Annotated in this window: 19 protein-coding genes; 13 read left to right on the top strand and 6 right to left on the bottom strand. The window is 62.1% G+C overall.

Annotation, left to right across the window (positions count from 1 at the left end; translation table 11 throughout):
• Positions 1-7: 7 nt before the first annotated feature.
• From lnt to ACFPN2_RS05970, 6 genes are all read left to right on the top strand, one after another.
• A complete protein-coding gene (gene lnt / locus ACFPN2_RS05995; RefSeq protein ID WP_380595725.1) occupies positions 8-1,573 on the top strand; it encodes an apolipoprotein N-acyltransferase in 1,566 nt (521 codons plus the stop codon).
• 41 nt (positions 1,574-1,614) lie between these two features.
• Entirely contained in the window at positions 1,615-2,328 is a 714-nt protein-coding gene (locus tag ACFPN2_RS05990) for an FMN-binding negative transcriptional regulator (RefSeq protein ID WP_380595724.1), read from the top strand.
• A 174-nt stretch (positions 2,329-2,502) separates the two neighbouring features.
• Positions 2,503-3,285, top strand: coding sequence for an undecaprenyl-diphosphate phosphatase (locus ACFPN2_RS05985; RefSeq protein WP_380595723.1), 783 nt, complete (start codon positions 2,503-2,505; stop codon positions 3,283-3,285).
• A 9-nt stretch (positions 3,286-3,294) separates the two neighbouring features.
• Entirely contained in the window at positions 3,295-4,548 is a 1,254-nt protein-coding gene (locus ACFPN2_RS05980) for a dicarboxylate/amino acid:cation symporter (protein ID WP_380595722.1), read from the top strand.
• Between the two features lie 38 nt (positions 4,549-4,586).
• Positions 4,587-7,286, top strand: coding sequence for an ATP-binding protein (locus ACFPN2_RS05975; protein ID WP_380595721.1), 2,700 nt, complete (start codon positions 4,587-4,589; stop codon positions 7,284-7,286).
• Positions 7,283-7,981, top strand: coding sequence for a response regulator (locus tag ACFPN2_RS05970; RefSeq protein WP_380595720.1), 699 nt, complete (start codon positions 7,283-7,285; stop codon positions 7,979-7,981). Before ACFPN2_RS05975 ends, ACFPN2_RS05970 begins: the two co-directional genes overlap by 4 nt.
• 439 nt (positions 7,982-8,420) lie before the next feature.
• Here ACFPN2_RS05970 and ACFPN2_RS05965 read toward each other — a convergent pair whose 3' ends face one another.
• The 6 genes from ACFPN2_RS05965 to ACFPN2_RS05940 all read right to left on the bottom strand — a co-directional run bounded on the left by ACFPN2_RS05965 (position 8,421) and on the right by ACFPN2_RS05940 (position 13,763).
• On the bottom strand, positions 8,421-9,677 hold the full coding sequence (locus ACFPN2_RS05965; RefSeq protein ID WP_380595719.1) for a hypothetical protein: 1,257 nt from the start codon (positions 9,675-9,677) through the stop codon (positions 8,421-8,423).
• Between the two features lie 30 nt (positions 9,678-9,707).
• Positions 9,708-10,319, bottom strand: coding sequence for a DUF4412 domain-containing protein (locus tag ACFPN2_RS05960; RefSeq protein WP_380595718.1), 612 nt, complete (start codon positions 10,317-10,319; stop codon positions 9,708-9,710).
• Between the two features lie 124 nt (positions 10,320-10,443).
• Positions 10,444-11,415, bottom strand: coding sequence for a hypothetical protein (locus ACFPN2_RS05955; RefSeq protein WP_380595717.1), 972 nt, complete (start codon positions 11,413-11,415; stop codon positions 10,444-10,446).
• A gap of 3 nt (positions 11,416-11,418) precedes the next feature.
• The gene (locus ACFPN2_RS05950) at positions 11,419-12,402 is read right to left on the bottom strand and encodes a hypothetical protein (RefSeq protein ID WP_380595716.1); all 984 of its coding nucleotides are present in this window, start codon (positions 12,400-12,402) and stop codon (positions 11,419-11,421) included.
• A gap of 117 nt (positions 12,403-12,519) precedes the next feature.
• On the bottom strand, positions 12,520-13,377 hold the full coding sequence (locus ACFPN2_RS05945) for a methyltransferase family protein (protein ID WP_380595715.1): 858 nt from the start codon (positions 13,375-13,377) through the stop codon (positions 12,520-12,522).
• Positions 13,377-13,763, bottom strand: coding sequence for a response regulator transcription factor (locus tag ACFPN2_RS05940; RefSeq protein WP_380595714.1), 387 nt, complete (start codon positions 13,761-13,763; stop codon positions 13,377-13,379). The genes ACFPN2_RS05945 and ACFPN2_RS05940 overlap by 1 nt, the downstream gene beginning before the upstream one ends.
• Positions 13,764-13,965: 202 nt before the next feature.
• On the opposite strand from ACFPN2_RS05940, the gene ACFPN2_RS05935 reads away from it, so the two are divergent.
• The 7 genes from ACFPN2_RS05935 to ACFPN2_RS05905 all read left to right on the top strand — a co-directional run bounded on the left by ACFPN2_RS05935 (position 13,966) and on the right by ACFPN2_RS05905 (position 23,312).
• Positions 13,966-14,388, top strand: a complete 423-nt coding sequence (locus tag ACFPN2_RS05935) for a hypothetical protein (protein ID WP_380595713.1) — start codon at positions 13,966-13,968, stop codon at positions 14,386-14,388.
• Positions 14,389-14,513: 125 nt separating this feature from the next.
• Positions 14,514-16,805, top strand: a complete 2,292-nt coding sequence (locus tag ACFPN2_RS05930; RefSeq protein ID WP_380595712.1) for a TonB-dependent receptor — start codon at positions 14,514-14,516, stop codon at positions 16,803-16,805.
• Between the two features lie 80 nt (positions 16,806-16,885).
• The gene (locus ACFPN2_RS05925) at positions 16,886-18,490 is read left to right on the top strand and encodes a sialidase family protein (protein ID WP_380595711.1); all 1,605 of its coding nucleotides are present in this window, start codon (positions 16,886-16,888) and stop codon (positions 18,488-18,490) included.
• Positions 18,491-18,601: 111 nt separating this feature from the next.
• The gene (locus tag ACFPN2_RS05920; protein ID WP_380595710.1) at positions 18,602-20,065 is read left to right on the top strand and encodes a peptidoglycan recognition protein family protein; all 1,464 of its coding nucleotides are present in this window, start codon (positions 18,602-18,604) and stop codon (positions 20,063-20,065) included.
• 40 nt (positions 20,066-20,105) lie between these two features.
• Positions 20,106-21,164, top strand: a complete 1,059-nt coding sequence (locus tag ACFPN2_RS05915; RefSeq protein ID WP_380595709.1) for a disk-shape morphogenesis protein volactin — start codon at positions 20,106-20,108, stop codon at positions 21,162-21,164.
• A 152-nt stretch (positions 21,165-21,316) separates the two neighbouring features.
• Positions 21,317-22,459 carry an acyl-CoA desaturase gene (locus tag ACFPN2_RS05910; RefSeq protein WP_380595708.1) on the top strand — a complete coding sequence of 381 codons (1,143 nt, stop codon included), beginning with the start codon at positions 21,317-21,319 and terminating at the stop codon, positions 22,457-22,459.
• Positions 22,460-22,766: 307 nt separating this feature from the next.
• Positions 22,767-23,312: an RNA polymerase sigma factor gene (locus tag ACFPN2_RS05905; protein WP_380595707.1), complete on the top strand. Its 546-nt coding sequence runs from the start codon at positions 22,767-22,769 to the stop codon at positions 23,310-23,312.
• Positions 23,313-23,379 lie beyond the last annotated feature (67 nt).

Here is a 23,379-nt window from a genome sequence, read left to right as displayed (position 1 = left end):
CCTTCAAGTGAGCATCTCGAAGGGAGAATGGACGGCGACGCCGTCACTGATCGAAAAGGAGCATGCCTTGAGCGTGCGCGCCTTCAAGTTCTACACGCACGCGTCCTTGCCGGTCGGCGCGGCGGTGTCGCTCGCGTTCGCGCCATTCAATGTCTGGCCGCTGGCGATACTTTGTTTCGCGTTTCTGTTTCTGGCCTGGGAAGATGCGACGCCGAAGCAGGCTGCCAAGCGCGGTTTCTTGTTTACTGCGGGCACGTATCTGGCCGGCACCTACTGGCTATATCACAGCATTCACACCATCGGTCACGCGCCGATGTACCTGACGCTGTTCGTGATGCTGGCACTCGTTGCGATCATGGCTGCGTACACGGCCTTCGTCGGCTATGCATTGAAACGTTGGATTCCGGCGCAGGGCTGGATTCGTTGGTTGCTCGTGCTGCCCGCCGCCATCGTCATTCTCGAATGGTTTCGCGGCTGGTTTCTCAGCGGCTTCCCTTGGCTCGCGCTCGGTTACACACAGACCGATACGTGGCTCGCGGGCTTTGCGCCGGTGGGTGGTGTTTACACCGTCAGCCTGGCTGTGACTTTGTGCGCCGGTGCCATCACCGCGCTCGTGCTTGGGAACAAGAACACGCGCATCGCGGCGGCGAGCGTCATCGCCGTCCTGTGGCTCATCGGGCTGTCGATCCACAACAAAGAGTGGACCGAAAAGGTGGGCGAACCGATCAGCGTCGCCATCGTGCAAGGCGCGGTCCCGCAGGAAATGAAATGGGAAGAGGATCAGCGCGACAAAACCATTGCGCTGTATCGCAATCTCACGCGCGACCATCTGGGCACCAAGCTGATCATCTGGCCGGAAGCGGCCTTGCCCGGTCTGTCGCATGAGCTGACGGATGTGCTGAGCGAGGAGTGGACGGCTGCGCACCGTGCCGGTTCGGCCCTGGTGCTCGGGCAAGCGCGTTACGACTTCGAAGAACAGGTGTACTACAACGCGGTACTGGCGCTCGACAAGGAGCCGCAGTGGTATGCGAAGCGTCGGCTGGTGCCGCTCACCGAGTATTTCCCGGAGCTGCCGAAGTGGATCACTGCCTGGCTGCGCGGCATGGATCTGCCGTACAGCGGCTTCCGGGCCGGGGTCGACAATCAGGATCCGCTCGACGCCGCCGGTCAGAAACTGGCCATGACGATTTGTTACGAAGACGCCTACGCGTCGGATCAGCTCGAAGTCCTCAAGACCGCGACGCTGCTGGTGAATGTGACTAACGATGCCTGGTTCGGCGACTCCACCGCCGCTCATCAGCATCTGCAGATCAGCCGCATGCGTGCGCTCGAAGCCGGCAGGCAACTGTTGCGCGCGGGGAACGACGGCATCTCCGCCATCATCGCGGCCAATGGCGTCATCGAGAAAACATTCCCTCGCTTCAAGCCCGGTGTGCTGACCGGCGACGTGCAGCCGCGCGTCGGCTTGACGCCTTATGCGCAGGTCGGTAACTGGCCCGTCATCATTGTGAGTTTCCTGTTCCTGGCGGCCGGGCTCTGGCCGCTGCTGGCGCGCCGTCGCACCCGGACCTGATCGGGTTATACGTGGCGCGCGTGGCCCGCGCGCGGTAATAAATGATCCGCATAGCAAAGCTGCCGTTCGCGGCGGTCAATAGCATTGCGCACTTTTCCAAGGGCTTGATCATGAACGCCAGGGTCGATCGTTTCGCGCCGCGCTCCGATGCGGATTTGTTACGTCTCGTGCAACAGCAGCCGCTCGCCTGGGTGGTGTCCGGTTCGGTTGCCGAAGATAACTTTCGTTCGACGTTGCTGCCGATCCTTGCCCGGACCGACGCGCAGGGCCAGCAGGTGCTGGAGGGGCATTTCGCGCGCTCCAACGATCAATACAAACTGCTGATGCAGAACCCCAAGGCCGTGATGCTGGTGCTGGGCGCGAATGGCTATATTTCGCCGTCGTGGATGCAGGACAAAACACAGGCGCCGACCTGGAACTACGCCAGTGCGCAGTTCTTCGTCGACGTGGAATTTTTCGAGCAGCCCGCAGCCATTGAAGCGCACTTGCGCGAGCTCGTGAACACGATGGAACAGAAGACGCCGCGCTCGGCGGCCGCAGCGGCATGGAAAGTGGATGACATGGGCGCGCGTTATGGCTCATTGGCTCAACGCGTCATCGGCTTCCGCGCCAAGGTTCGCAACGTACGGGCCAGATTCAAGCTGGGACAGGATGAGCGCGACGATGTGTTCGCCGACATCATGACCGGTGTGAGCGAGGCGGGCCGCACCGAATTGCATACCTGGATGCGCGAGTTCAATCCGGGCCGCGGCTGAAACCTGTCCAAGTCCTGTCGCCGAAGGGTGACTCTCAGTGTAAATACGGCAGTGGCCGGCACGTGGCTGAAACTTAATGCCCGGATGTATGGTTCGCGTGCTTGCAAGCCCTGTCCCCGGCTGCGCCGCGCCAGTATCATTGGCCGATGTGCCACTGAATGACGATGGGGACGAGTGGATAATTTTTTACAGGTCATCCTGCTCGGGATCATCGAGGGCATCACCGAGTTCCTGCCCATTTCCAGCACCGGTCACTTGTTGATCGCGCAGCACTGGCTGGGCCGGCGCTCGGAGCTGTTCACCGTCGCCATTCAGGCGGGCGCGATTCTCGCGGTCGTGCTGATCTATTGGCGGCGGTTGTGGAATCTCACCCTCAATATCAAAGATCCCGTCAATCGCGACTACTTGTACAAGCTGAGCTGGGCGTTCGTGATCACCGTGGTGGGCGGTCTCATCGCCAAGAAGCTTGGCTTGGAATTGCCCGACACGGTGGCGCCGATTGCCTGGGCGCTGATAGTCGGCGGCATCGTGATTTTCGCGGTCGAGGCTTACGCCGACCGGCAGCCGGTGCGTGACACGCTCAGTTGGGGCGTGGCGACCTGGGTGGGCCTGGCGCAAATCGTCGCGGCGGTCTTTCCCGGCACGTCGCGCTCGGCGGCAACGATTTTCGCGGCCATGCTCGCCGGCATGACGTCGCGCCCGGCCGCGGCTGAGTTCGCGTTCCTGGTCGGCATTCCGACCATGTTCGCCGCGACCGCTTACGAATTGCTCAAGATGTATGAAGACGGCGGGCTCGCGAATGAAAACTTCGGCGATGTGGCGCTGGGCTTCGTGGTATCGGCGATCGTCGCGTTCATCGCGGTGAAATGGCTGTTGCAATACATCCAGACGCATAAGTTCACCGTGTTCGCCTGGTATCGCATCGCGCTGGGCATTCTGTTGCTGGTTGCCGTGTAAAGGACCTTCATGCCGAATCGCCTGACTCGCTGGATCATTATCGGGCTGGTGCTCGGTATTCTCAGCGGCTACCTCGCGTACGCGTATTTTCCGGAGTCGAGCGCCGGCTACGCGGACGTTACATCGCTGCTGCCGACCGTGTTCCTGCGCTTGATCAAGATGATCATCGCGCCGCTGGTGTTCGCGACCCTGGTGGTCGGCATCGCGAAGATGGGCGACATCGCGACCGTGGGTCGTGTCGGCGGCAAGGCGCTGGCGTGGTTCATCGGTGCGTCGGTGATCTCGCTGACGCTGGGCCTGATCCTGGTGCAGCTGTTCGAGCCCGGCAAAGCGATGCAGTTGCCGATTCCGGAAGCGAACGCGACTTCAGGTGTGAAGGGCGATGCGTTGTCGCTGAAGATCTTCATCGAGCACACCATCCCCACCAGCGTCATCGACGCGATGGCGCGCAACGAGATCCTGCAGATCGTGGTGTTCTCGCTGTTCTTCGGCACCGCCATGGCATCGCTGGGCGAACGAAGCAAGGTGGTCATCGAAGTGCTCGACGTGGTCGCGCACATCATGCTGAAGGTCACCGGCTATGTGATGTTGTTTGCGCCGTTCGCGGTGTTCGGTGCGCTCGCGAGCACCGTCGCGAAAGAAGGGCTGGGCATCATCGGCGTCTATGGATTGTTCATTGGTGAGTTCTATCTCGGCCTGGCGATCCTGTGGCTGGTGCTCGCTATCGCCGGCGGCGTCGTGATCGGGCCGCGCATCACGCAGCTCATCCGTCGCATACGCGAGCCGGTGATTCTCGCGTTCTCGACTGCCAGCTCCGAAGCGGCGTACCCGAAGACCCTCGAGGAACTGGAGCGATTTGGTTGTAGCAATCGCGTGGCGAGCTTCGTGTTGCCGGTGGGCTACTCGTTCAATCTCGATGGCTCGATGATGTATTGCACGTTCGCGATCATGTTCATCGCGCAGGTGTACGGGATCGAGTTGAGCATCGCCCAGCAGATCGTCATGGTCGCGGTGCTGATGCTCACGTCGAAGGGCATCGCCGGCGTGCCGCGCGCGTCGCTGGTTGTGATCGCGGCGACGCTGCCTCACTTCAATATTCCCGAAGCCGGCATGTTGCTGCTGCTCGGCATCGATCACTTCCTCGACATGGGCCGTTCCGCGACCAACGTGGTCGGCAACAGCGTCGCGACCGCGGTGGTTTCGAAGTGGGAAGGCGAGCTGAGAAGCCCCAGCGCCGAGGACCAGCCCGTCGCCCGGGCCTAAATCCTCACACGTTTGGTCTATCTGGCGACCGTGGCGGCATGCTCAAATCGGGCATGCGCCCCGATCCCGACCAATTGCTGGCCGCCGTCACCGCCCAGGAGGCTCGCGCCCATCGCGGCAAGCTGCGCATCTTTTTCGGCGGGTCGGCCGGCGTCGGCAAGACCTACTCGATGCTCGAGGCCGCGCATCGGGTCAGGGAAACGGGCGCCGATCTGGTGCTTGGATATATCGAGCCGCACGGCCGTGCCGAAACCGAGAGCCTGCGCGAAGGCCTGGAACAGCTGCCCACCTTGCCGGTCCGTTATCGCGGCCTGGTCCGCCAGGAATTCGATCTCGACGCCGCGCTGAAACGCCGGCCGGCCATCCTGCTGGTCGACGAGCTGGCGCATTCCAACCTCATCGACGGCGATCCGCCGCCACGCCATGCCAAGCGCTGGCAGGACATCGAAGAGCTGCTCGAAGCGGGCATCAACGTTTGGACCACGGTCAACGTCCAGCATCTGGAAAGCCTCAACGATCTGGTGGCACAGATCACCGGCGTGCGTCAGCGCGAGACCATTCCCGATCGTATTTTCGACGAAGCCGATGAAGTCGAGCTGATCGATCTGCCGCCGGACGATCTGCTCGGGCGCTTGCAGGCGGGACTTATCTATTTGCCGGAAGAGACGCGCACGGCGGCCGATCGTTTCTTTCGCAAATCCAACTTGATTGCGCTACGCGAGCTGTCGCTTCGTCGCATGGCGGACCGCGTCGACGCCTCCGCTCGCGCTACCGCTTCATTGGATCGAGCCTCACGCGCGTGGATGGCGCGTGATCGTTTGCTCGTCGCCGTGGGACCGGACGAACAGGCCGAGCAGTTGGTGCGTGCCGGCAAGCGAATGGCGGATGCGCTCGATGCGGTCTGGTCGGTTGTCTATGTAGAGACGCCTGAGCTGCTGCGCTTGTCACAACACCAGCGCAATCGTCGCATCGATGTTTTGCGGCTCGCTGAATCTTTGGGCGCGGAGACGGTAACGCTCGACGGTCCGACGGCCGCTGAAACATTGACCGAGTATGCCCACACCCGGAATGCCACTCGCGTGATCGTCGGCTCGCCCAAGCGGCGGGGTTGGCGTGCGTTGTTCCGACCGTCCACGACGACGGCCCTGGCTCGCAAGGCGAAGGGCTTCGATGTGATCACCATCGCGCCCGCCGATTCGCCGAAGCGAGCTGCGGCCGAGCGGTCCGAGGTGCCGGAAGTGGCGATGCCCGTGCATTGGGATCGGTACGCGTGGGCGCTGGCTACTACGTTGATTTGCACCTTGGTCGGATTCTCGATGCAGTCGAGCTTCGAGGCGGCAAACATCGTGATGGTGTACGTGCTGGGGGCGACCATCGCCGGCGTGCGCTTCGGTCGCGGTCCGGCGGTGCTCACCGCGATTGCCAATGTGTTCGCCTTCGACTTTTGTTTCGTGCCGCCACACTTCACGTTCTCGGTTGCCGATGCGCAGTATGTCGTGACATTCGCGGTGATGTTGATCGTGACGCTGGTGATTGCGAACCTCATGGCGAGCGTGCGGCAACAGACTCGCGTCGCTGGCGCGCGAGAACGACGGACTTATCTGCTGTACGCGATGAGTCGAGAGTTGGCGGCAACGCGAGGTATCGCTGAGATGGCGCGAGTCGCGGTTCGTCATGTCGCGGAAGTGTTTCAATGTCAGGCTGTGGTTCTGTTGCCGGATGCTGCCGGCAAGCTCGGGCATCCGCGTGAAGGGGCGGAAGCGGGTTCGCTCAGAGGCGCGGACCTGTCGATCGCGCAGTGGGTGCTCGATCATGGGCGTCGTGCGGGGCTCGACTCGGATACGTTGCCCGCGGCTCCGGCGTTGTATCTGCCCCTCGGAAGTGAACAACAGCAGCTCGGTGTGCTGGCAGTGTTGCCTCAGAACCGGCGCCGCGTCTTGTTGCCTGAGCAGCGACGGTTGCTGGAAACATTTGCGGCGCAGATCGGCTTGGCGGTGGAGCGGGGCAAGCTGGCTGAAATTGCAGAGTCGTCTCGCGTTGCTGCTGAGACAGAGAGCTTGAGGAATACGTTGCTCGCCTCCATCTCGCATGACTTGCGCACGCCGCTTGCGGTGATCGCCGGTGCCAGCAGTACGTTGGTGGAGCACGGCGACGGTTTGGATGTAGCGGCGCGCCGGAAGCTGGCGCGGTCCATCGAATCCAAAGCGCGCGACATGACGGATCTGGTTTCCAACGTGCTCGACCTGATGCGATTCGAATCCGGGCAGGTCGCGCTGCGCCGGGAATGGGAGACCGTGGACGATCTGCTCGGCACCGCGTTGATTCGTATGCAAGAGCGGCTTGGCTCGCACGAGGTCACATCGCAGTTGCCCGCCGATCTGCCGCCGGTCCATGTCGACGCGAACTTGATTGTGCAGGTGTTCGTCAATTTGCTGGATAACGTGGTGAAGTACACGCCGCCTGCGACGCCCGTGACGATCTCCGCCGCCGTCCGCGACGAGGCGGTGGTCGTCACTTGTGACGATGCGGGTCCCGGGCTACCGCCGGGAGAGGCGAGCCGGTTGTTCGATAAGTTTCAGCGGGGCAGCGAGGAGGGCGCGACGGTCGGTGCGGGGCTGGGCCTCGCGATCTGTCGCGCGATTGTTCGCGCTCATGGCGGCGATATCACTGCGAGTGCACGGCCGGGCGGCGGGGCGCGATTCGTTTTCACTTTGCCGATGAAGGAGGCCAGCTCGTGACGCAGGCCCTTCATCAAGTGCTCATTGTCGAAGATGAGCCGGATATTCGCGGCATTCTGCGCACGCTGCTGAAGACGGCGGGCTATCGAGTCATTGAAACTGAGACCGCGGCACGCGCGATTGTCGAGGCGCGAACTCACAAGCCGGATCTGTTGCTGGTGGATCTGGGGTTGCCGGATGCTGACGGCCTCAAAGTCATTCGATCTGTTCGCGAGTGGTCGCCGGTGCCCGTCGTCGTGCTGTCCGCGCGGACCATGGAGTCGCAGAAGATTGAAGCGCTCGATGCGGGCGCGGATGACTACGTGACCAAACCTTTCAGCGCGCCGGAGTTGCTGGCCCGCGTGCGAGCGGCGTTGAGACGGAATGTTCGTGGGGCGGAGCAGGTGCCGAATCTGCAAATCGGTACGATCTCAATCGATTTGACCCGGAGGCAGGCGGTCGGGCCGAAAGGGGACGTGCATTTCACGCCGCTCGAATATCGGGTGCTGGAGAGTCTGGCGCGTCAGTCCGGCATGATCGTCACGCAACGTCAGCTCATCAACGAGGCCTGGGGACCGGACAAGCTCGGCGATACCCGCAGCCTGCGCGTTTGTATCAAGAACCTGCGAACCAAGATCGAGCCGGACCCGGCCCGACCCCAGTATCTACTCACTGAAGCAGGGGTCGGATACCGGCTCCTGTTGCCGGGAGATTGAAACCGTTGGTTTGTTGATAGAGCCAGATGCCCCGGCCAGAGCAGCGCCATGCTCTTGTTGCTCAGTGAGTGAGGGTTGGTTAGTAGAGCCGCATCGGCCCGGCCGAAGCCGGGCCATGCTCTTGTTGCTCAGGGAGTGAGACCGAGAGTTGGTTAGTAGAGCCGCATCGGCCCGGCGGAGCCGGGGCCATGCTCTTGTTGCTCAGGGAGTGAGACCGAGGGTTGGTTAGTAGAGTCGCATCGGCCCCGGCGGAAGCCGCGCCATGCTCTTGTTGCCCAGGGAGTGAGATCGAGGGCTGGCTAGTAGAGCCGCATCGGCCCGGCGGAGCCGGGCGATGCAATGGGGCCTGCGACGAAGGTGGCGTGTGCTACGAGGTGGATCCGGCTCGGCAGGCCGGGCTGCCGGCTCTGCCGGGGCAGAGCGGGCACCCTTCGAGTTGTTACATCCCCAGCTCTTTCTCCAGCTCCTCCGCGCTCTTTTTCTTATCGCCGCTCTTCTGCTGCTTCTTCTGCTGAGCCTGAATCGCAGCCTGCGCGGCTTCGGCCTGCTTACGCATCGCTTCCACCGCCTTCGGGTCGCTGAACTGCTTCTGCAATTCCTCGGCTTGTTTCTGGGCGGCATCGATCGACGGCTGCATCTTCGTCATCGCCAGCTGTTGTTGTTTCTGACGGGACGCCTCAGCGGCATCGCTGTCGCCCGCCACGCTGTAATACTCAGCAGCCAATCCATAGCGTTGCTTCGCATCCGCATCCGCCGCGAGCTGCTTGGCCTGCGAACGAATCGCCTTGATCTTGCCACCGACGCCGGCCTCTGACCCCAGCACACGATAGAAGTCCATCGCGTCACCAAGCAGCTTCGGTGCGTTGAAGAACTTGTCTCGTAGCAACGAAGCTCGTTGCTCGACGAGTGACTTGACTCGGCCGTCCACCGACTTGGCCAATGCTTCGTCGTTGCCATTCAAACCCCACATCCGCATGGACTGAATCGCATCACGCGAAGTCTTCATCGGATCCTGATCGGGCCACTTGCTCGCGAACGCCGTGTGGGCGTCACCAGCGCGTTGCAGGGCTGCGAAGTCGCTCGGGTCATCCGGCTGTGACTGAATCAGTTGCACGTACTCGCGCAAGAACTGCTCGTTGAATGCAGCCTTCTCCTTCTCCGCCGCGCGCTCGACGCCGTTTTTCGGCATCGCCATCACTTCGGCCATGTACTTCGGATCGACCTTGTAATTGCCAGTGACCTTCAGCGCAGCCGCATTGTTGCTGACGAACGCGCCGCCTTCGCGATTTCGATAATGCTCGAGCGCGCGTTGATAAGCCTGGGGCGAGTCTTCCGCACGAATCGTTACGATGAACACGCGATCGGCGTGAGCAAAGTGACCGCCTGCCTCATAAAGCTGAAAGGCGCGAACCAAATCACCCTTCTTCTCAGCAGCCTGACCGAGCTCCAGGCCGAGCGGCGCGGCGCGTCTTGCGGCATCCATCTCATATGGATTGTTGGGTTCGCACGCATAGCCCTGCGCAGCATGGTAAGCAAACAACGCCTGTTCCTTCTTCCCTTCGTGCTCGAAGTTCTGTGCCTGCTGATACGAGCGCTTCTTGTCGGCGACGCCGTCGCCCGCGCAGTCCGCGAACGCAGCGCCAGCAAGCAAAGAAGTAGTGACGAGCACAGCCGTCGCGAGATATCGAGAATTCATGATTGCCCCTGATGTGACGACGTGCGCGCGTTAACGATTGAACAGACCTTTCATACCGCCGCCGAACGACGGCATGGCCTTGTAGTCGGCGGGCGGATCGAACAGCGCGGCATCCTGTGGGCCGATGACCAGATTCTTCAGCGTGACGGTCGTGCGGTTCTTATCGCGGCCGTCTTTGGAAAGCATGTCCATCTTGACCGTGATGCCTTCGGACGTGATCCACAGGAAGCCGCCGGCGCTGCCGTCCTTCATGATCATCTTGTACTTGGTGGCCGCGATGCCTTCGACGGTGTCGCTGCCGATTTCGGTGATTTCCACATCGTTGGGCTGCGAGCCGCTTTGCTGCTGAGCCTGCTTGAAGTCGAGCTTCTGATACATGCGCTGCGCCGGCATGAGCATCCAGCCCAGCTGCTGATCCTTACGGAGGATCATCACGCTCTGCATGCCTTGCATGCTGGTCTCGGTACGCTCCTTGTCCTTGGCGGCGAAGATCTTGCCTTCGAAGGAGCCCTGCGCGGTTTCGATGATGCGATCGGCCGAGTATTCGACAGTGGGCATCGGCAAGGTCGCGGCCTCGACGGGGCTGATGCAGCCGGACAAGGACAGGGCCAGACAGCCAAGAATGGAAAGTCGCTTGAACATGAGAAAACTCCGCGGTGAACGATGGACGCGAAGTTTCCGGGTGCGCCCCGGATGTCGAATCGCTCGGAGGAGCTATGCCGGCGGCGAGTGGGGAGCCATGCACTTCAGTGCATGTCACAAAGGATCAATCGGCGCCGGACCAGGGTCGCAATTCTTCCGGTCTCTGACGCACATACGCGAGCACCTGGCGGCGTTTTTCCGGGCCGCGCTTGCCTTCGTCGCTGCCGCCGGTGTCGCCGAAGAACTCGGGCATGCGATCTTCGATGCGCTCGTAAATCCCGCGCCACAATTTCTTCAGGCCGTGCACGGATATTTCCAATCGCTCGGTGAGGTGGGCGTCGCTGTCGTCGAACAGGGCGAGCCACAACAGCCGACGCTGCGAGTATGAGAATCGAAACAGCGGCGGATGATGATCGAACACGTGTCGCACCGAAGTGCCCGGGAGGCTGGCTCGCACTTCCTCGCGAGTCATGCTGAGAAACGCCGGACGCGCCTCCTCCGACAGGTGTTCGAGCGAGCTCTCGTCTGCGTACAGCCTGCGGTGGAAGCCGGCCGCAACGATCGCCGGCGCGTCTTGCGCGCTGGTTTCGAAGTACATGGCTCGCACGTTGTAACCGCTGGCGGCCGTGCGGAACGCCTCATTGGCGATGTTGAACACGCTTTGCACGTACGGGTCGTTCAGATCCTTGCGCCGTTGCGAGTAGAAGTGGATGTAGTTGTATCGCCCCTGCGCGTTCGCGTGACCCAGCTCGGCGTCGTCCATCAGTTTGAAGCTGCCGTCCAGAATGCCGGCGTAGATGCGTCGGATGACGAACGCGGACGGTCGGTCGTCGAGCTGTTCCTGTCGTACCCACTCGTCGGCGAGCGCGAAGCTGTAACCCCAGCCTTGAATACGCTGGCCGGTGGGCATCGCCAGGTCTTCCATCACGGTGGTGATGATGCTCGGCAGGCCTAGAATCCGCTGCCACAGCCCCGGCAGGGCGCGCCGGAGTCCGTCGTCCAGGCCGAGGCATTCGGGCGACAAAGCCAAACATTCCGTCAGGTCGGCGGGCTGCGTGGGGCGGAATCGCAATCTTGCGATGTGAGGCGTGCGCACGGCTCAGCCCGCAAACCAGGGCCGCAATTCTTCCGGTCGCTGCCGAACGTAAGCGAGCACTTGCCGCCGCTTCTCCGGACCCCGTTTGCCTTCGTCGCCACTGCCGCTGTCGCCGAAGAACTCGGGCATGCGATCTTCGACGCGCTCGTAGATGCCGCGCCAGAGTTTCTTCAGGCCGTGCACCGACACATCGAGCAACGGCATCAGTGCATCGTCGGAGTCGTCGAACAAGGCGAACCATAGCAGCCGGCGTTGCGAGGCCGAGAAGGTGAACAGCGGCGGCTGGTTCTGGAAACAATTGCGGGCCGGCGAGCCAGGCAACAAGCCCTTGGCCTGCTCGCGGGTCAGGCCGAACAGAGCGGGCTGATGCTCGCGCGGCAGAACCTGCAATTCCGCCGGGTTGGCGTAATGACGCCGGATGAAGCCGGACGCCACCGCGACCAGATCGTTGATCTCGCCCGTTTCGTAATACACGGCGCGCAGGTTGAAGCCGTCGTGGAACATGCGGAACGTATCGTTCGCCATCGTAATCACGTCTTGCACGTACGGATTGGTGATGTCGTGATCGCGTTGTGAGAAGTGCAGGATCATCATCGTGAGCTCACCGCGGGCATTCTCGATGCCGATCTCGCGATCGGTCATGGGCTTGAAGCTGCCATCCCGGAGCGCGCTGTAGATGCGCCGGGTGATGAATGCTCGCGGCTGGCCGTCCAGGTCCAACGCCCGCACCAGGCTTTGCGGCACGATGAGCGTGACGCCCGATGCCTGGATGCGCCTACCGGGCGGCAGCGCCAGATCCTCGATGACGCCCGAGAGCAGCGACGGCTCATCGATGAGCCAATCCCACACTTGCCGGATCTCCGCGACTTGCTGTTGATCCACGCCGAGCCACGGCGGTAGCAGCTCGAAACATTCATCGACGTCCCGGCGCGCAACCGGGCGATGACGCAAGCGGGAGATGGCGCGGGGAGGGTCGCTGCGGGCCATGGATCTCTGAGACGGGGACCTTGGGCTGGAGATTCGGTCCCGGATTCTAGCGAATGCGCACGCGAGCAGTAGCCTCCCGTTGGTCTCGGGCGGCAAATTGTCAGCGAGGTCGACAACTCAACGTTTGGGCGGCTTGTAGGCGAGTGTCGCAGTCAACGGGCCGATCAGCGGCAACAATTCGGTGCGCTCGAAGCCGGCTGCACGACAGCTGTCATCCAGGTCCGACCAGCTCAGTGCACGGTGGCGCTGGGGCTCGACGCCCAGTAGCGCGGCCAAGGCCGAGCCTCGACGCCGATCTTCGCCCGTCAGAAATTCGATGGCGATCAGGCAGCCGCCAGAGGCGAGCGCTTGATGAGCGCGCTTGATGAGCCGCGTTCGGCCAGCTTCATCGAAACGCCGGAGAATCATCGGCGTCACGATGACATCGGCGCGAGGTAGGGAGCCGGTGGTTCGCAGTGTGGAAAAGCCGAGTCTCGTACAAGCCAGATGCGCGTGCCGGGCGGCGAGGGCTCTCGCCAACAAGCCGCGCGTACTGCCCAGGTCGAGCATCGATCCATAGCGGGAAAAATCGAAACGATCGGCGAGTAACAAGGCTGCGATGGTCAACAGTCCAGTCGCTGAGGACTGTTGTGGGGTGGCTTCGGGGCGGGCACTTTGGACCAGCACGTCGCCCAGATAGCCGGGACTGTTCCGGTCCAGGAAATGTCCGCTCTCCCGACTGTTCACGTACACGGCGCCGGCGTCGTCGCCTTCTCGTTCCAGAAAGCCCAGCGCCACCAGCGGCTCCAGCAGCTCGGCAACGGCGCTTTGTTTCAAGCCGAGCGAGCGGCGCAATTGACGGTTCGAGCGCGGCCCTTTGCCGAGCTCGGTGAACAATCCAACTTCGACCGCCGACAGTAATGTCTGCGAAGCGCGGAATCCGAAGCCCGTCTGCAGAATGTGCTCCGGGGACAACATGGCCGAAGGCGATCTCATCAGTGACGCGCGTACTTCCAGGTGGCCGCCTGCACGCGCGAGCTGACGCCGAGCTTGGTCAGAATGTTCGCGACGTGACGTTTCACCGTATGCAGACTGAGATCGAAGGCACGGGCGATTTCTTTATTACTGTCGCCAGCGGTGATGCGCTCGAGAATTTCCTGTTCGCGCGCCGTCAGTCGAACCGAGCTCGGCGTGGCGGCCGAGGGCGGCGCTGAGACGCGCACCGCATTGGTGGCGGCCGGGGTCGGCATGAGTTGCAACAGCAGGGTGTTCAGATCGTCCCGGGTGGCGATCCGGGCCAGCGTGTCACTTACGGCTTGCCGCACTGCCTCCCGGACTTGTTCGTAGATATCGGTTTGCTCGCAGACTTCAGCGGTGTCCATGGCATGCTCCCCAACCAGTGTTATTTCGATGGGACGCATCCTAAGCAGCGGTGGCCAGAGAAAAAATGCTCAAAAAGAGACTGCTCTAAAAGGGTACTGCCCGAAAGAGCAGCCCTGAGTACATCCGTGCGCTGGGGCAATCTGTCTCACCTTGGAGGGTGACTGCCTGAACTGGAGCGGGCGTATACTTCCGCTCGCAGTCATGCGTCGCCATTACCTGAAACTGCTGAGTCTCTGGATCGTCCCGCTGCTGGTCATGCGGGCACTGATTCCGGCTGGCTTCATGCTGTCGGTGGATGCGGGCCAGCTGCAGTTGATGTTCTGTCCGTCCGGCGTCGTGGCGCCGCTGTTCTCGCCGAAGCCGGCGACCCAGCAAGCCCATGCCGAACATCAGCATCACCCGGGCATGCATCATGGCGGAGCGGATCAAGCATCGGCTTCGCATGACGACAACTCGCCCTGTCCGTTCTCGCTGGTCGCATCGGCGACGCCTTGTGACATTCCTTATCTCGCGGGTGCGACCGATGCTCCGCGTGACGAACATTTCGAATTCCTCTCCGCGCCGACCTTCCGTGTCGGCCCCGTTCGCGCCGATCGCATTCGCGGTCCTCCCAGCCTCGCCTGACATTGGTCACCAGTGAGGGCGCCCCGACGATGAGGATCGCGGGCATTGCTGCTCGCTCCTGATCGTTCCGCGCCCTTGATTGCCGCGACTAAACATCGCGGCGGCGATGGTCTGGAGTCGATTTCATGGACACCCGAACTAAGCTCGCGACGGCGGTACTGTTAAGTGCCGGCGCGACTGTCTGCGCGCACGCCCAAGGCGTGGCGACGGACAAATTGATAGATGCAATCACTGTGACCGGCCTGCGCGAGCGGCCCGGTGTGGATGTGCCCAACACGACGGCGTCGAAAACCGCCGACGAGCTGCGCACGCAGAATCTTTTCAATCCCGAGGACGCCCTCAAATATTTACCCAATCTCACCATTCGTAAGCGCTACATCGGCGATCGGAACGCGCTGATCGGCGGTCGCAGCTTCTCGACGCTGCAACCGGCACGCGGCCTGGTTTTCATGGACGGCTATTTGCTGTCCAACTTCCTCGGTCGGTTCGATGCGCCCCGCTGGAACATGGTCGCGCCCGAGGAGATCGAGCGTGTCGATGTGTTGTATGGCCCGTACTCGGCGGTCTATCCCGGCAACTCCATCGGCACGACCGTTGCGATCCGAACTCGTCGGCCGTCCGATTTCGAGACGAGCGTCCGGACCACGGCGTTCAGCGAGCACTTCGACGAGTACGGTCTCGACGACGACTACAACGGCTACCAAGTGTCGGGATATCTCGGCAATCGCTTCGACAACGGAGCGTGGTTCACGTTGGCCGCGAATCGTCAGGACGCGACTGGGCATCCGATGCAGTACTACACGGTATCCGCCAACGCAGCCGGGCAGTTCCCGACGGTGACAGGCGCGGCAACACCGGTTACGGGCGTGCGTTTCGATAGCGATCCGCAGGGTCGTCAGCGCGCGGTCTTCGGAGCGAACTCGGGCGCCATCGATCACACGATTCAGGATCAAGTGAAGCTGCGGGGCGGTTATGCATTCACGGATTGGCTGGAGGCGGAGGGCTTCGTCTCGATGTGGCGTAACGACACCAACAACGAGAATCGCACGTTGATGCGTGACGCGGCGGGCAACGAAGTCTGGTCGGGTCGCGTGATCGCCGATGGCATTACTTTCAATATTCCGACCAACGCGTTCTTGCCGAGCACACGCAAAGAAGAACATCGGCTGTGGGGGACGACGTTACGTACCACGCGCCCCGATGGTTGGAACGGCTCGCTGGTCTATTCGCGTTACGACATCCTCGAAGACACGCTCGTCGAGGGATATCGCAACGGCTCAGGTCCCGCGGGTTCGCCCGATCCGACGAATACGGAGCGCGACGGCACCGGCTGGCAGACGTTCGAAGTGCAGGGCGTCTACACGCCGTTCGCTGACGACTGGACAGGCGGACGACACACGCTCGCGATCGGCTATCACCGCAATGAGTACGAACTCGACAATCCTGTCTACAACGTTACTAGCGGCGCACTGACCCAGAACGTGTTCGGTCAGACGCGGCTCGAAGCTTTGTATCTGCAGGACGAGTGGCAGCTTGCGGATCGTTGGGCGCTCACGTTGGGTGCGCGTTATGAAGAATGGTCGGCGTTCGATGGCGGTCAACGTGCTGGCACGTCGGTGGTGTCGTACCCCGAGCGCAATGACAGCGCGCTGTCGCCGAAGGCATCGCTGGCCTACACGTTGAATGACGATTGGACGCTTCGCTTGAGCGCGGGTCGCGGCGTGCGTTTCCCGACAGTGCCGGAATTGTTTCAAGGCACGAGCACGGCGGGGACCATCGTCGTCAACGATCCGAACTTGAAGCCGGAACGGTCCGACTCGGTCGACTTCACGGTCGAGCGCTGGTTCAGCTGGGGCAAGCTGCGCGCGAGTTTGTTCCAGGACGACGTCCGTGACAGCATCTTCAGTCAGACGAACATCACGGTGACGCCGAATGTCACCAATGTGCAGAACGTTGACCGCGTACGGACGCGCGGCATCGAAACGGCCTTTAGCGTCGCGTTGCCAACGATTGAGTCAGTGTCATTCGACGGCAGCCTGGCGTATGCGCGTGCCAGGATTCTGGAGAACGACAACTATCCCGTGTCGGTCGGCAACATCTGGCCGCGCGTTCCGGATTGGCGCGGAAATTTGCAAGCGGTGTGGCGGCCGACGGATCAGTGGATGACCAGTCTCGGGATTCGTTACTCCGGGCGGATGTACAACCGCCTGGAGAACGACGACATCAATCCCGATACATACGGCGGCGTCTCGCGCTTCACGATGCTGGATGCACGGGTGGCGTACACGATGGAAAACAACATCGAGCTGGCGCTGGGCGTGGACAACCTTACCGACGAGCGTGCGTATCAATCGCATCCCTATGCGGGTCGCACGGCGTTTGTTGAGGCGCGCTGGTCTTTCGAGGGCACGCGATGAAATCGCTACAGTTCAGCCGCACGGTCGTTCGCCGAGAGGCACCCGCTCGTACGAGCGCGCTGGCAGGTCAAGGGATCGCGATGAGGGCGTTGAAGCTCAGCCGCACGGTCGTTCGTTGGACCGCCGTGCCGGCGCTCCTGGCGCTCATGCTCGCCACGCTGCTTCAGCCGGCGAGTGCCGCCATGTCGCACGGTCGTGCTCTGGGCACGACCGCCGCGTTCGATCAGCAGAAACGTTTGTGGATCGTTCGCAGCGAGCCGGTCGATAAGAACGCTCACGTCGTGCTCGAGCGTTCCGACGACAACGGCAAAACCTGGCAGCCCGCGATTCGCGTCACGACGAAGCCGGAGCCGGTCTCCGCCGACGGTGAGAATCGTCCGAAGATCGCGTTCGGTCCTCGTGACGAGATCTATGTGACCTGGACGTCGCCGACCTCGGACAAATTCACCGGCGACATTCGCTTCGCTCGCTCGCTGGATGGCGGCAAGAGCTGGTCGGCGCCCGCGGTGGTTCATCGAGATCGACAACTCATCACGCATCGATTCGAGTCGATGCTGGTCGATCAGACCGGTCGCCTCTGGGTGTCGTGGATCGACAAGCGCGATCTCGGCGCCGCGCAGGCGGCGAAACGCGAGTACGCCGGCGCGGCCGTGTATTACGCGTACTCGGACGATCGGGGCGCGACCTGGAAGGGCGATTACAAACTGGCCGACAACAGTTGCGAGTGTTGCCGGATCGCCATGACGCTCGATTCGAAGGGGCGCGCCGTTGCGATGTGGCGTCATGTGTTTCCGGGTAGCGAACGGGATCATGCATTCGCCGTGCTGAAACCGGAGGGCGAGGGCATTACTGTCGAGCGTGTTACATCGGATCGATGGAAGATCGACGCGTGCCCTCATCACGGGCCGTCACTTGCGATCGCCGCGGACGGTACTCGTCATGCGGTGTGGTTCAATCAAGTCAACGGCGAAGGGCGTGCGTTCTACGGACGCCTGACGGGCGCCGCTCCTACCGGCGTGCAACCGTTGCCGGCCGGAGCGATGCACGCGGACATCGTGGCCCGAGGAAACATCGTCGGCGTCGTTTGGAAACGTTTCGACGGCACGGCCACCCAAGTGGAGTCGTGGTTATCTAAAGACGGCGGACGTCATTTCACGGCGGGCCCGACGTTACAAACAGAAGGTGAGTCCGATCAGCCGCGAGTGCTGAGCAACGACACGTCGATGTTGATTGTCTGGCGCAAGGCCGATGGCGTTGCCGTCGCGAACCTCGGCGATGCGACCGGCGACGATGCCATCAAGCCGTTCAGCCGCGACACGCTGCGCAAGATCGAACAACAACATGCCGGCGCGGAGTTCTGGGTCGTGATGTGGGACCTGGAGTGTGTCTACTGCATGAAATCGCTCGGTAACATCGCGGCCCTGCAAAAGCAGCAATCTACGCTCAAGGTGGTCACGATCTCGACCGATCCCATCGCCGCGGCGTCTGACATTCGTCAACGGCTGGCGGATCTCGGGGTGCGCTCGGAAGCCTATGCATTTTCCACGGCGCCGGAGGAGGCGCTGCGCTTTGCGGTTGATCCCGCGTGGATGGGCGAGAAGCCTCGCGCGTACCGATATACGGCTAACGGCTCGCGAACGGCGATTTCTGGGGTGCTTACCGCCAAGGAATTGGCGGGACCGTGAACTGGGTACTGGTTCGCCGGACATAACGCGACTGTAATCCCTGATTGCAACGCAGAATGTTCGCAGGCATAACGTGCATCCCATTGTTTTCCTTGGATGGATGGCCGGCCCATGACGGCTGCAGCGAGAGGCTCGCCCACCGAGCGCTATCGGCGTGAGCGGCCGCCCGTGAGCCGTGAATGCGGCGAAGAGCTGACCCGCATCACCGACGACATCGACGATCCCATCGTCAAGCTGCGCTATCTGCAAAGCGCCCTTAACGAAGACGGCGACAAGAGCGCCCTCGTGCAGCTCGTGCCCATTCCTCCCGCGCGTCGTGCCTGGTATCGATTGAAAGGTTTGCGTGCGCTCGACGCCGTGGCCGATGCCGATGAAGAAATTGCCGAGCGCACCCTAGCGGCTCGACAGACTGCGCGTCGTGTGGTCGTCGGCGCGTCCGCGGCCGCGATGTTGTTTGTTCCCGTGCTCGTGGCCATCGTTGCCTGGCAAGTCAATCGATGGCGCAGCGAGCCTGAACAAGTTGCATCGGTAGGTTCTTCCACCGAAGCGAATGCCACCGCGATTGAATCTGCGACTGCGCCGCTCTCTGTACCGACAACGACGACGCTCACCACTCCCGCGTCAGTCGATGAGACGCCGGTCAATCAGCCGCCGGTCGCTGAGACGTTGGCCGACGATGACGTTGGCATCGTGCCCAGCATGCTGTGGCTCGCAGATCGTGGGCCGGACTGGGAGTTGTATAGCAACGGTTTGCGCATCGAGACCGCGTATACGGTGAAGGGCGCGCCTCGTGACTATCGCGTGCATTCCCGCGACGGTCAGTTGTTACCCACCAAGCTCAATCGTCCCATCGGCATTCTGTTTCATACCTCGGAGAGCGATCTGTGGCCGCTCGAGCCGGGCTACGAGAAAGAATTGCGCAAGGGCTCGGAAGCCTTGCTCCGCTTCGTGAAGCGCGAGCAGGCCTATAACTACATGATCGATCGCTTCGGCCGCGTGTATCGCATCGTCGATGACGACAGTCGCGCCAATCATGCCGGACACGGTGTGTGGGCGCGCGGCGATGAGGTTTATCTGGATCTGAATTCGGCATTCCTCGGGGTATCGTTCGAGTCGCGCTGGGAGGGCGGGCGCACGTTGCCCATCACACGCGCGCAGCTGATCGCCGGTCGCAATCTCACTCATTACTTGCGGCAGCGATTCGCCATCGCGCCGGAGATGTGTGTGACGCACGGGCTCGCGAGCGTGTCGCCGAAGCGGGGCTTGATTGGATATCACCTCGACTGGGCGCGCGGCTTCCCGTTCAAAGCGTTTGGCTTGCCGGACCTGTATGCGCAGCCGCTGCCGAGCGTGGCGCTGTTCGGCTTCACTTACGACAGCGAATTCCTGCGCACGATGGGCGAGCGCTGGCCCGGGTTGATCGCAGCCGAGCAACAACTTGCAAATGAGGCTCGTCAGCGCTCGATGTCGCTCGACGATTTACGGCACGAACGCCAGGCGGACTATCGCCGCTGGCGCGCGGAACTTCCGACGCCGACCGGGGACGAGCCCGGCCTGGCCAATCGAACTCAGTAAACATTGGTTTTACAGACGGCAGACAAAAGAGGGTAACGCTATGGACGATCGTAACGACCACGGCTCGGAATCGTCGGGCTCGGGCAGCCACACTGGTCAGAGCCAGAGCGGGACTCGCACTCGCATCGGCCTCGACGTGGGCACCAGCAAAGTGGTCTCGGCGCGCGGCGATAACATTTCGCCGACGACCGACTCGCAGCTCAACGCGTTCTTCGACGTGCCGTACTCGGCGTTGCACGAGCAAGGGCTGAAGGCGAATCGCACGCCGTTCTATCGCGAGAACGATCGTCTGATCGTCTATGGCGACGCTTCGGAAAAGTTCGCGCACATTTTCAATGCCAACGTGCGCCGGCCGATGGCCAAGGGCATCTTGAATCCCAGCGAGCCGCAGGCCACACATGTGCTCGAGACCGTGCTCAGCACGCTCGTGCCGCAGTCCCGGAATCCTGGCGAATTGCTGGCGTTCTCCGTGCCGGCGGCCGCGCCTGAGACGGGCCACGAGCTGACCTATCACGAAGAGACCATCAAACGTTACTTGAAGGGCCGCGGTTACACGCCGCTCGCGGTCAACGAAGGCCTCGCGGTGGTGCTGGCCGAGCTCGCCAAAGAAGGCTTCACCGGCATCGGCATTTCCTGCGGCGGCGGCATGTGCAACGTCGCGATCTCGTACCTGTCGATTCCGTCGCTGACCATGAGCCTGGCGCACGGCGGCGACTTCATCGACGCCTCGGTCGGTGCGGTCGTCAACGAGCCGGCCACCCGCGTCAAAGCCATCAAGGAAGAAACGCTCGACCTGACCCGCGAGGGCGGCGACAAGATCGACAAGGCGCTGCACATCTATTACGACAAGCTGATCGAGCAGCTGGTCGATGAGCTGGGCAAGGCCGTGCAGAAGACCCCGAAACTGCCGCGGAACGATCAGCCCATGCCGATCATTCTGGCCGGCGGCACCTCCAAGCCCAATGGCTTCCGGGACCGCTTCGAGAAGGCCCTGCGCCGCCGCTCCTGGCCGTTCCAGGTGGGCGAGGTGCGGATGGCCAGCGATCCACTGACAGCGACCGCCCGCGGCGCCCTGGTGGCGGCGCTGGCTGAGCGCTAAGTCACAGATTCCGCTCAGGAACCTAGGGCATTCCCTGAACCTGGCCCGTACTTCGCACGAAGTACGGGCCGGGTGGGTCTGAGCCATTATTGCGCGGAAATTCCCGCTAGCCCCTGCTAGGATCCGAGCCTCAAGTTTTCCACGGAGTACCGATGACCGCTGACGCCACGACGAAACGCGCGCCGCTGAATTGGCCTGCCATCATCATGTTCCTGATCTCCACCATTCCGGTGGTGACGGTGCTGCCGTGGTACTGGGCGAACTACGGCTTCGACGCTTACGAGTGGATCGGCTTCTTCGTGCTGTGGGCGCTGAACGGCATGTCCATCACGGCCGGTTATCACCGCTTGTGGGCGCATCGTAGCTACGAGGCGTCCAAGCCCCTGCAGATTTTCTACATGCTGTTCGGCGCGATGGCGCTCCAGAACAGCATCCTGGTGTGGGCGTCCTCCCACCGCGTGCATCATCGCCACGTCGACGATGTGGACCAGGACCCGTACTCGGCCAAGCGCGGCCTGTGGTTCTCGCACCTGGGCTGGATGCTCCGTAACTACGAGAGCGGCAAGCAGGACTTCCGGAACGCCAAGGACCTGGAAGCCAACCCGATCGTCGCCTTCCAGCACAAGTATTACGTGCCGATCGCCGTGGCCATGAACTTCGGCATCCCGCTGCTGCTGGGCTTTATCCACGGCAACATCTGGGGCAGCCTGCTGCTCGGCGGCTTCCTGCGCCTGGTGGTCAGCCACCACTGCACGTTCTTCATCAACTCGCTGGCCCACTTCTGGGGCAGCCGTCCTTACACCACTGAGAACACCGCCCGCGACAACGGCGTGCTGGCGCTGTTCACCTGGGGCGAGGGCTATCACAACTATCACCACCTGTTTCAGTGGGACTACCGCAATGGCATCCGCTGGTACCAGTGGGATCCGACCAAGTGGCTGATCTCCGCCGCCAAGTTCGTCGGCCTGGCCCGCTCGTTGAAGCGCGTGCCCGAGTTCCAGATCCGCCAGGCGCTGGTCGAGCGTCAGCTGCAGGCCGCCCAAGAGAACCTCGGCCAGTGCCAGGACCACGGCCGCCTGGCCGCCCTGCGCCAGTCCCTCGAAACCGAGATGGCGCACTTCAAGGAAACGCTGGCTCACTGGGCCACGCTGCAACAGAAGAAAGTCGAAGCCGCCAAGAAGGCCGTTATCGACCACATCGAGCACACCGAATTCGCCCATCGCGTTCGCGAGCTCGAAGAGTCGCTGCGTCAGCAGTACCTGCGCGTGCGGTTGATCGCTGTGCAGGCGACTTGATCGGGTAAAGCTGTTGTTTGATTGAGAGAGGGCGCCGAAAGGCGCCCTTTTTGTTTCTGTCGTCGCACGGCTATCTCTCTCATCGATGGATGTGTGTGCTGGAAGGCCATCCATGGCCGGGGGGTACGGTCCCTCGTCCACTAGGTCTGAACTTCACCCGCATTCGGGGACATTTTTTTTCGGTCGGCAGCACCGCTGACCCGCGGCGCTTACCTCGAAAACAAACAAACTGATTACCACGAAGGCGACTCGCCAACTCAGGCCGGTCTATCCGGCCTAGCCCATCAGTTTGTCGAGGACGCTCAATATGATCTCGAGCCGGGATCTGGCGCAGGCCGCCGCGAAGGAATATTCCGGGAATCTGCGTGACTATCTCTCGCGGCGAGTCAGCAACCCGCAGGATGTCGAAGACCTCGCTCAATCGACGTTTGAGAAGATCCTCAGTATCAACAACAGAATGCCGTTTATCCGAAAGCCCCTTGGCTTTCTTCTTACGCTGGCCAGCTGGACGCTGGCGGAGTTCCGCGCCAACCGTGCCAAGGAGCGCGAACACATGGTGTGGCTCTACGAACTGGAGCAGTCGGCCGAGGGTGATGACGGAGCAAGCATCCAGCAATGGTCAAGCGAGGATCCGGAAGATCGTCAACATTATGCGGAGCTGCTCAAGAAAGTTGAAACAAAGCTGGCCGATATGCCGACGGCTTACGCAGCGATCGTCCTGCTGGTGCGCGATGGGCTGAGCTACGCCGAAGCGGCCGAGCGACTGGAGATGACGGAGGCGGCGCTGAAGAAGTGCATTCAGCGCGCCCGGGCCAAGCTGCGAATTCGCCTGTCTCGGGAGGCACGCCGATGACAAAGGATGACTCGCAACTGCGCACCGGGCCAGTAGAAGAGCAGGCGGCATACTGGCTTCGGGTACT

Origin of the sequence: Steroidobacter flavus, assembly GCF_042651805.1 — a bacterium.
Classification (GTDB): Bacteria; Pseudomonadota; Gammaproteobacteria; order Steroidobacterales; family Steroidobacteraceae; genus Steroidobacter; species Steroidobacter flavus.
This window is presented reverse-complemented; position numbering and strand designations above follow the sequence as displayed.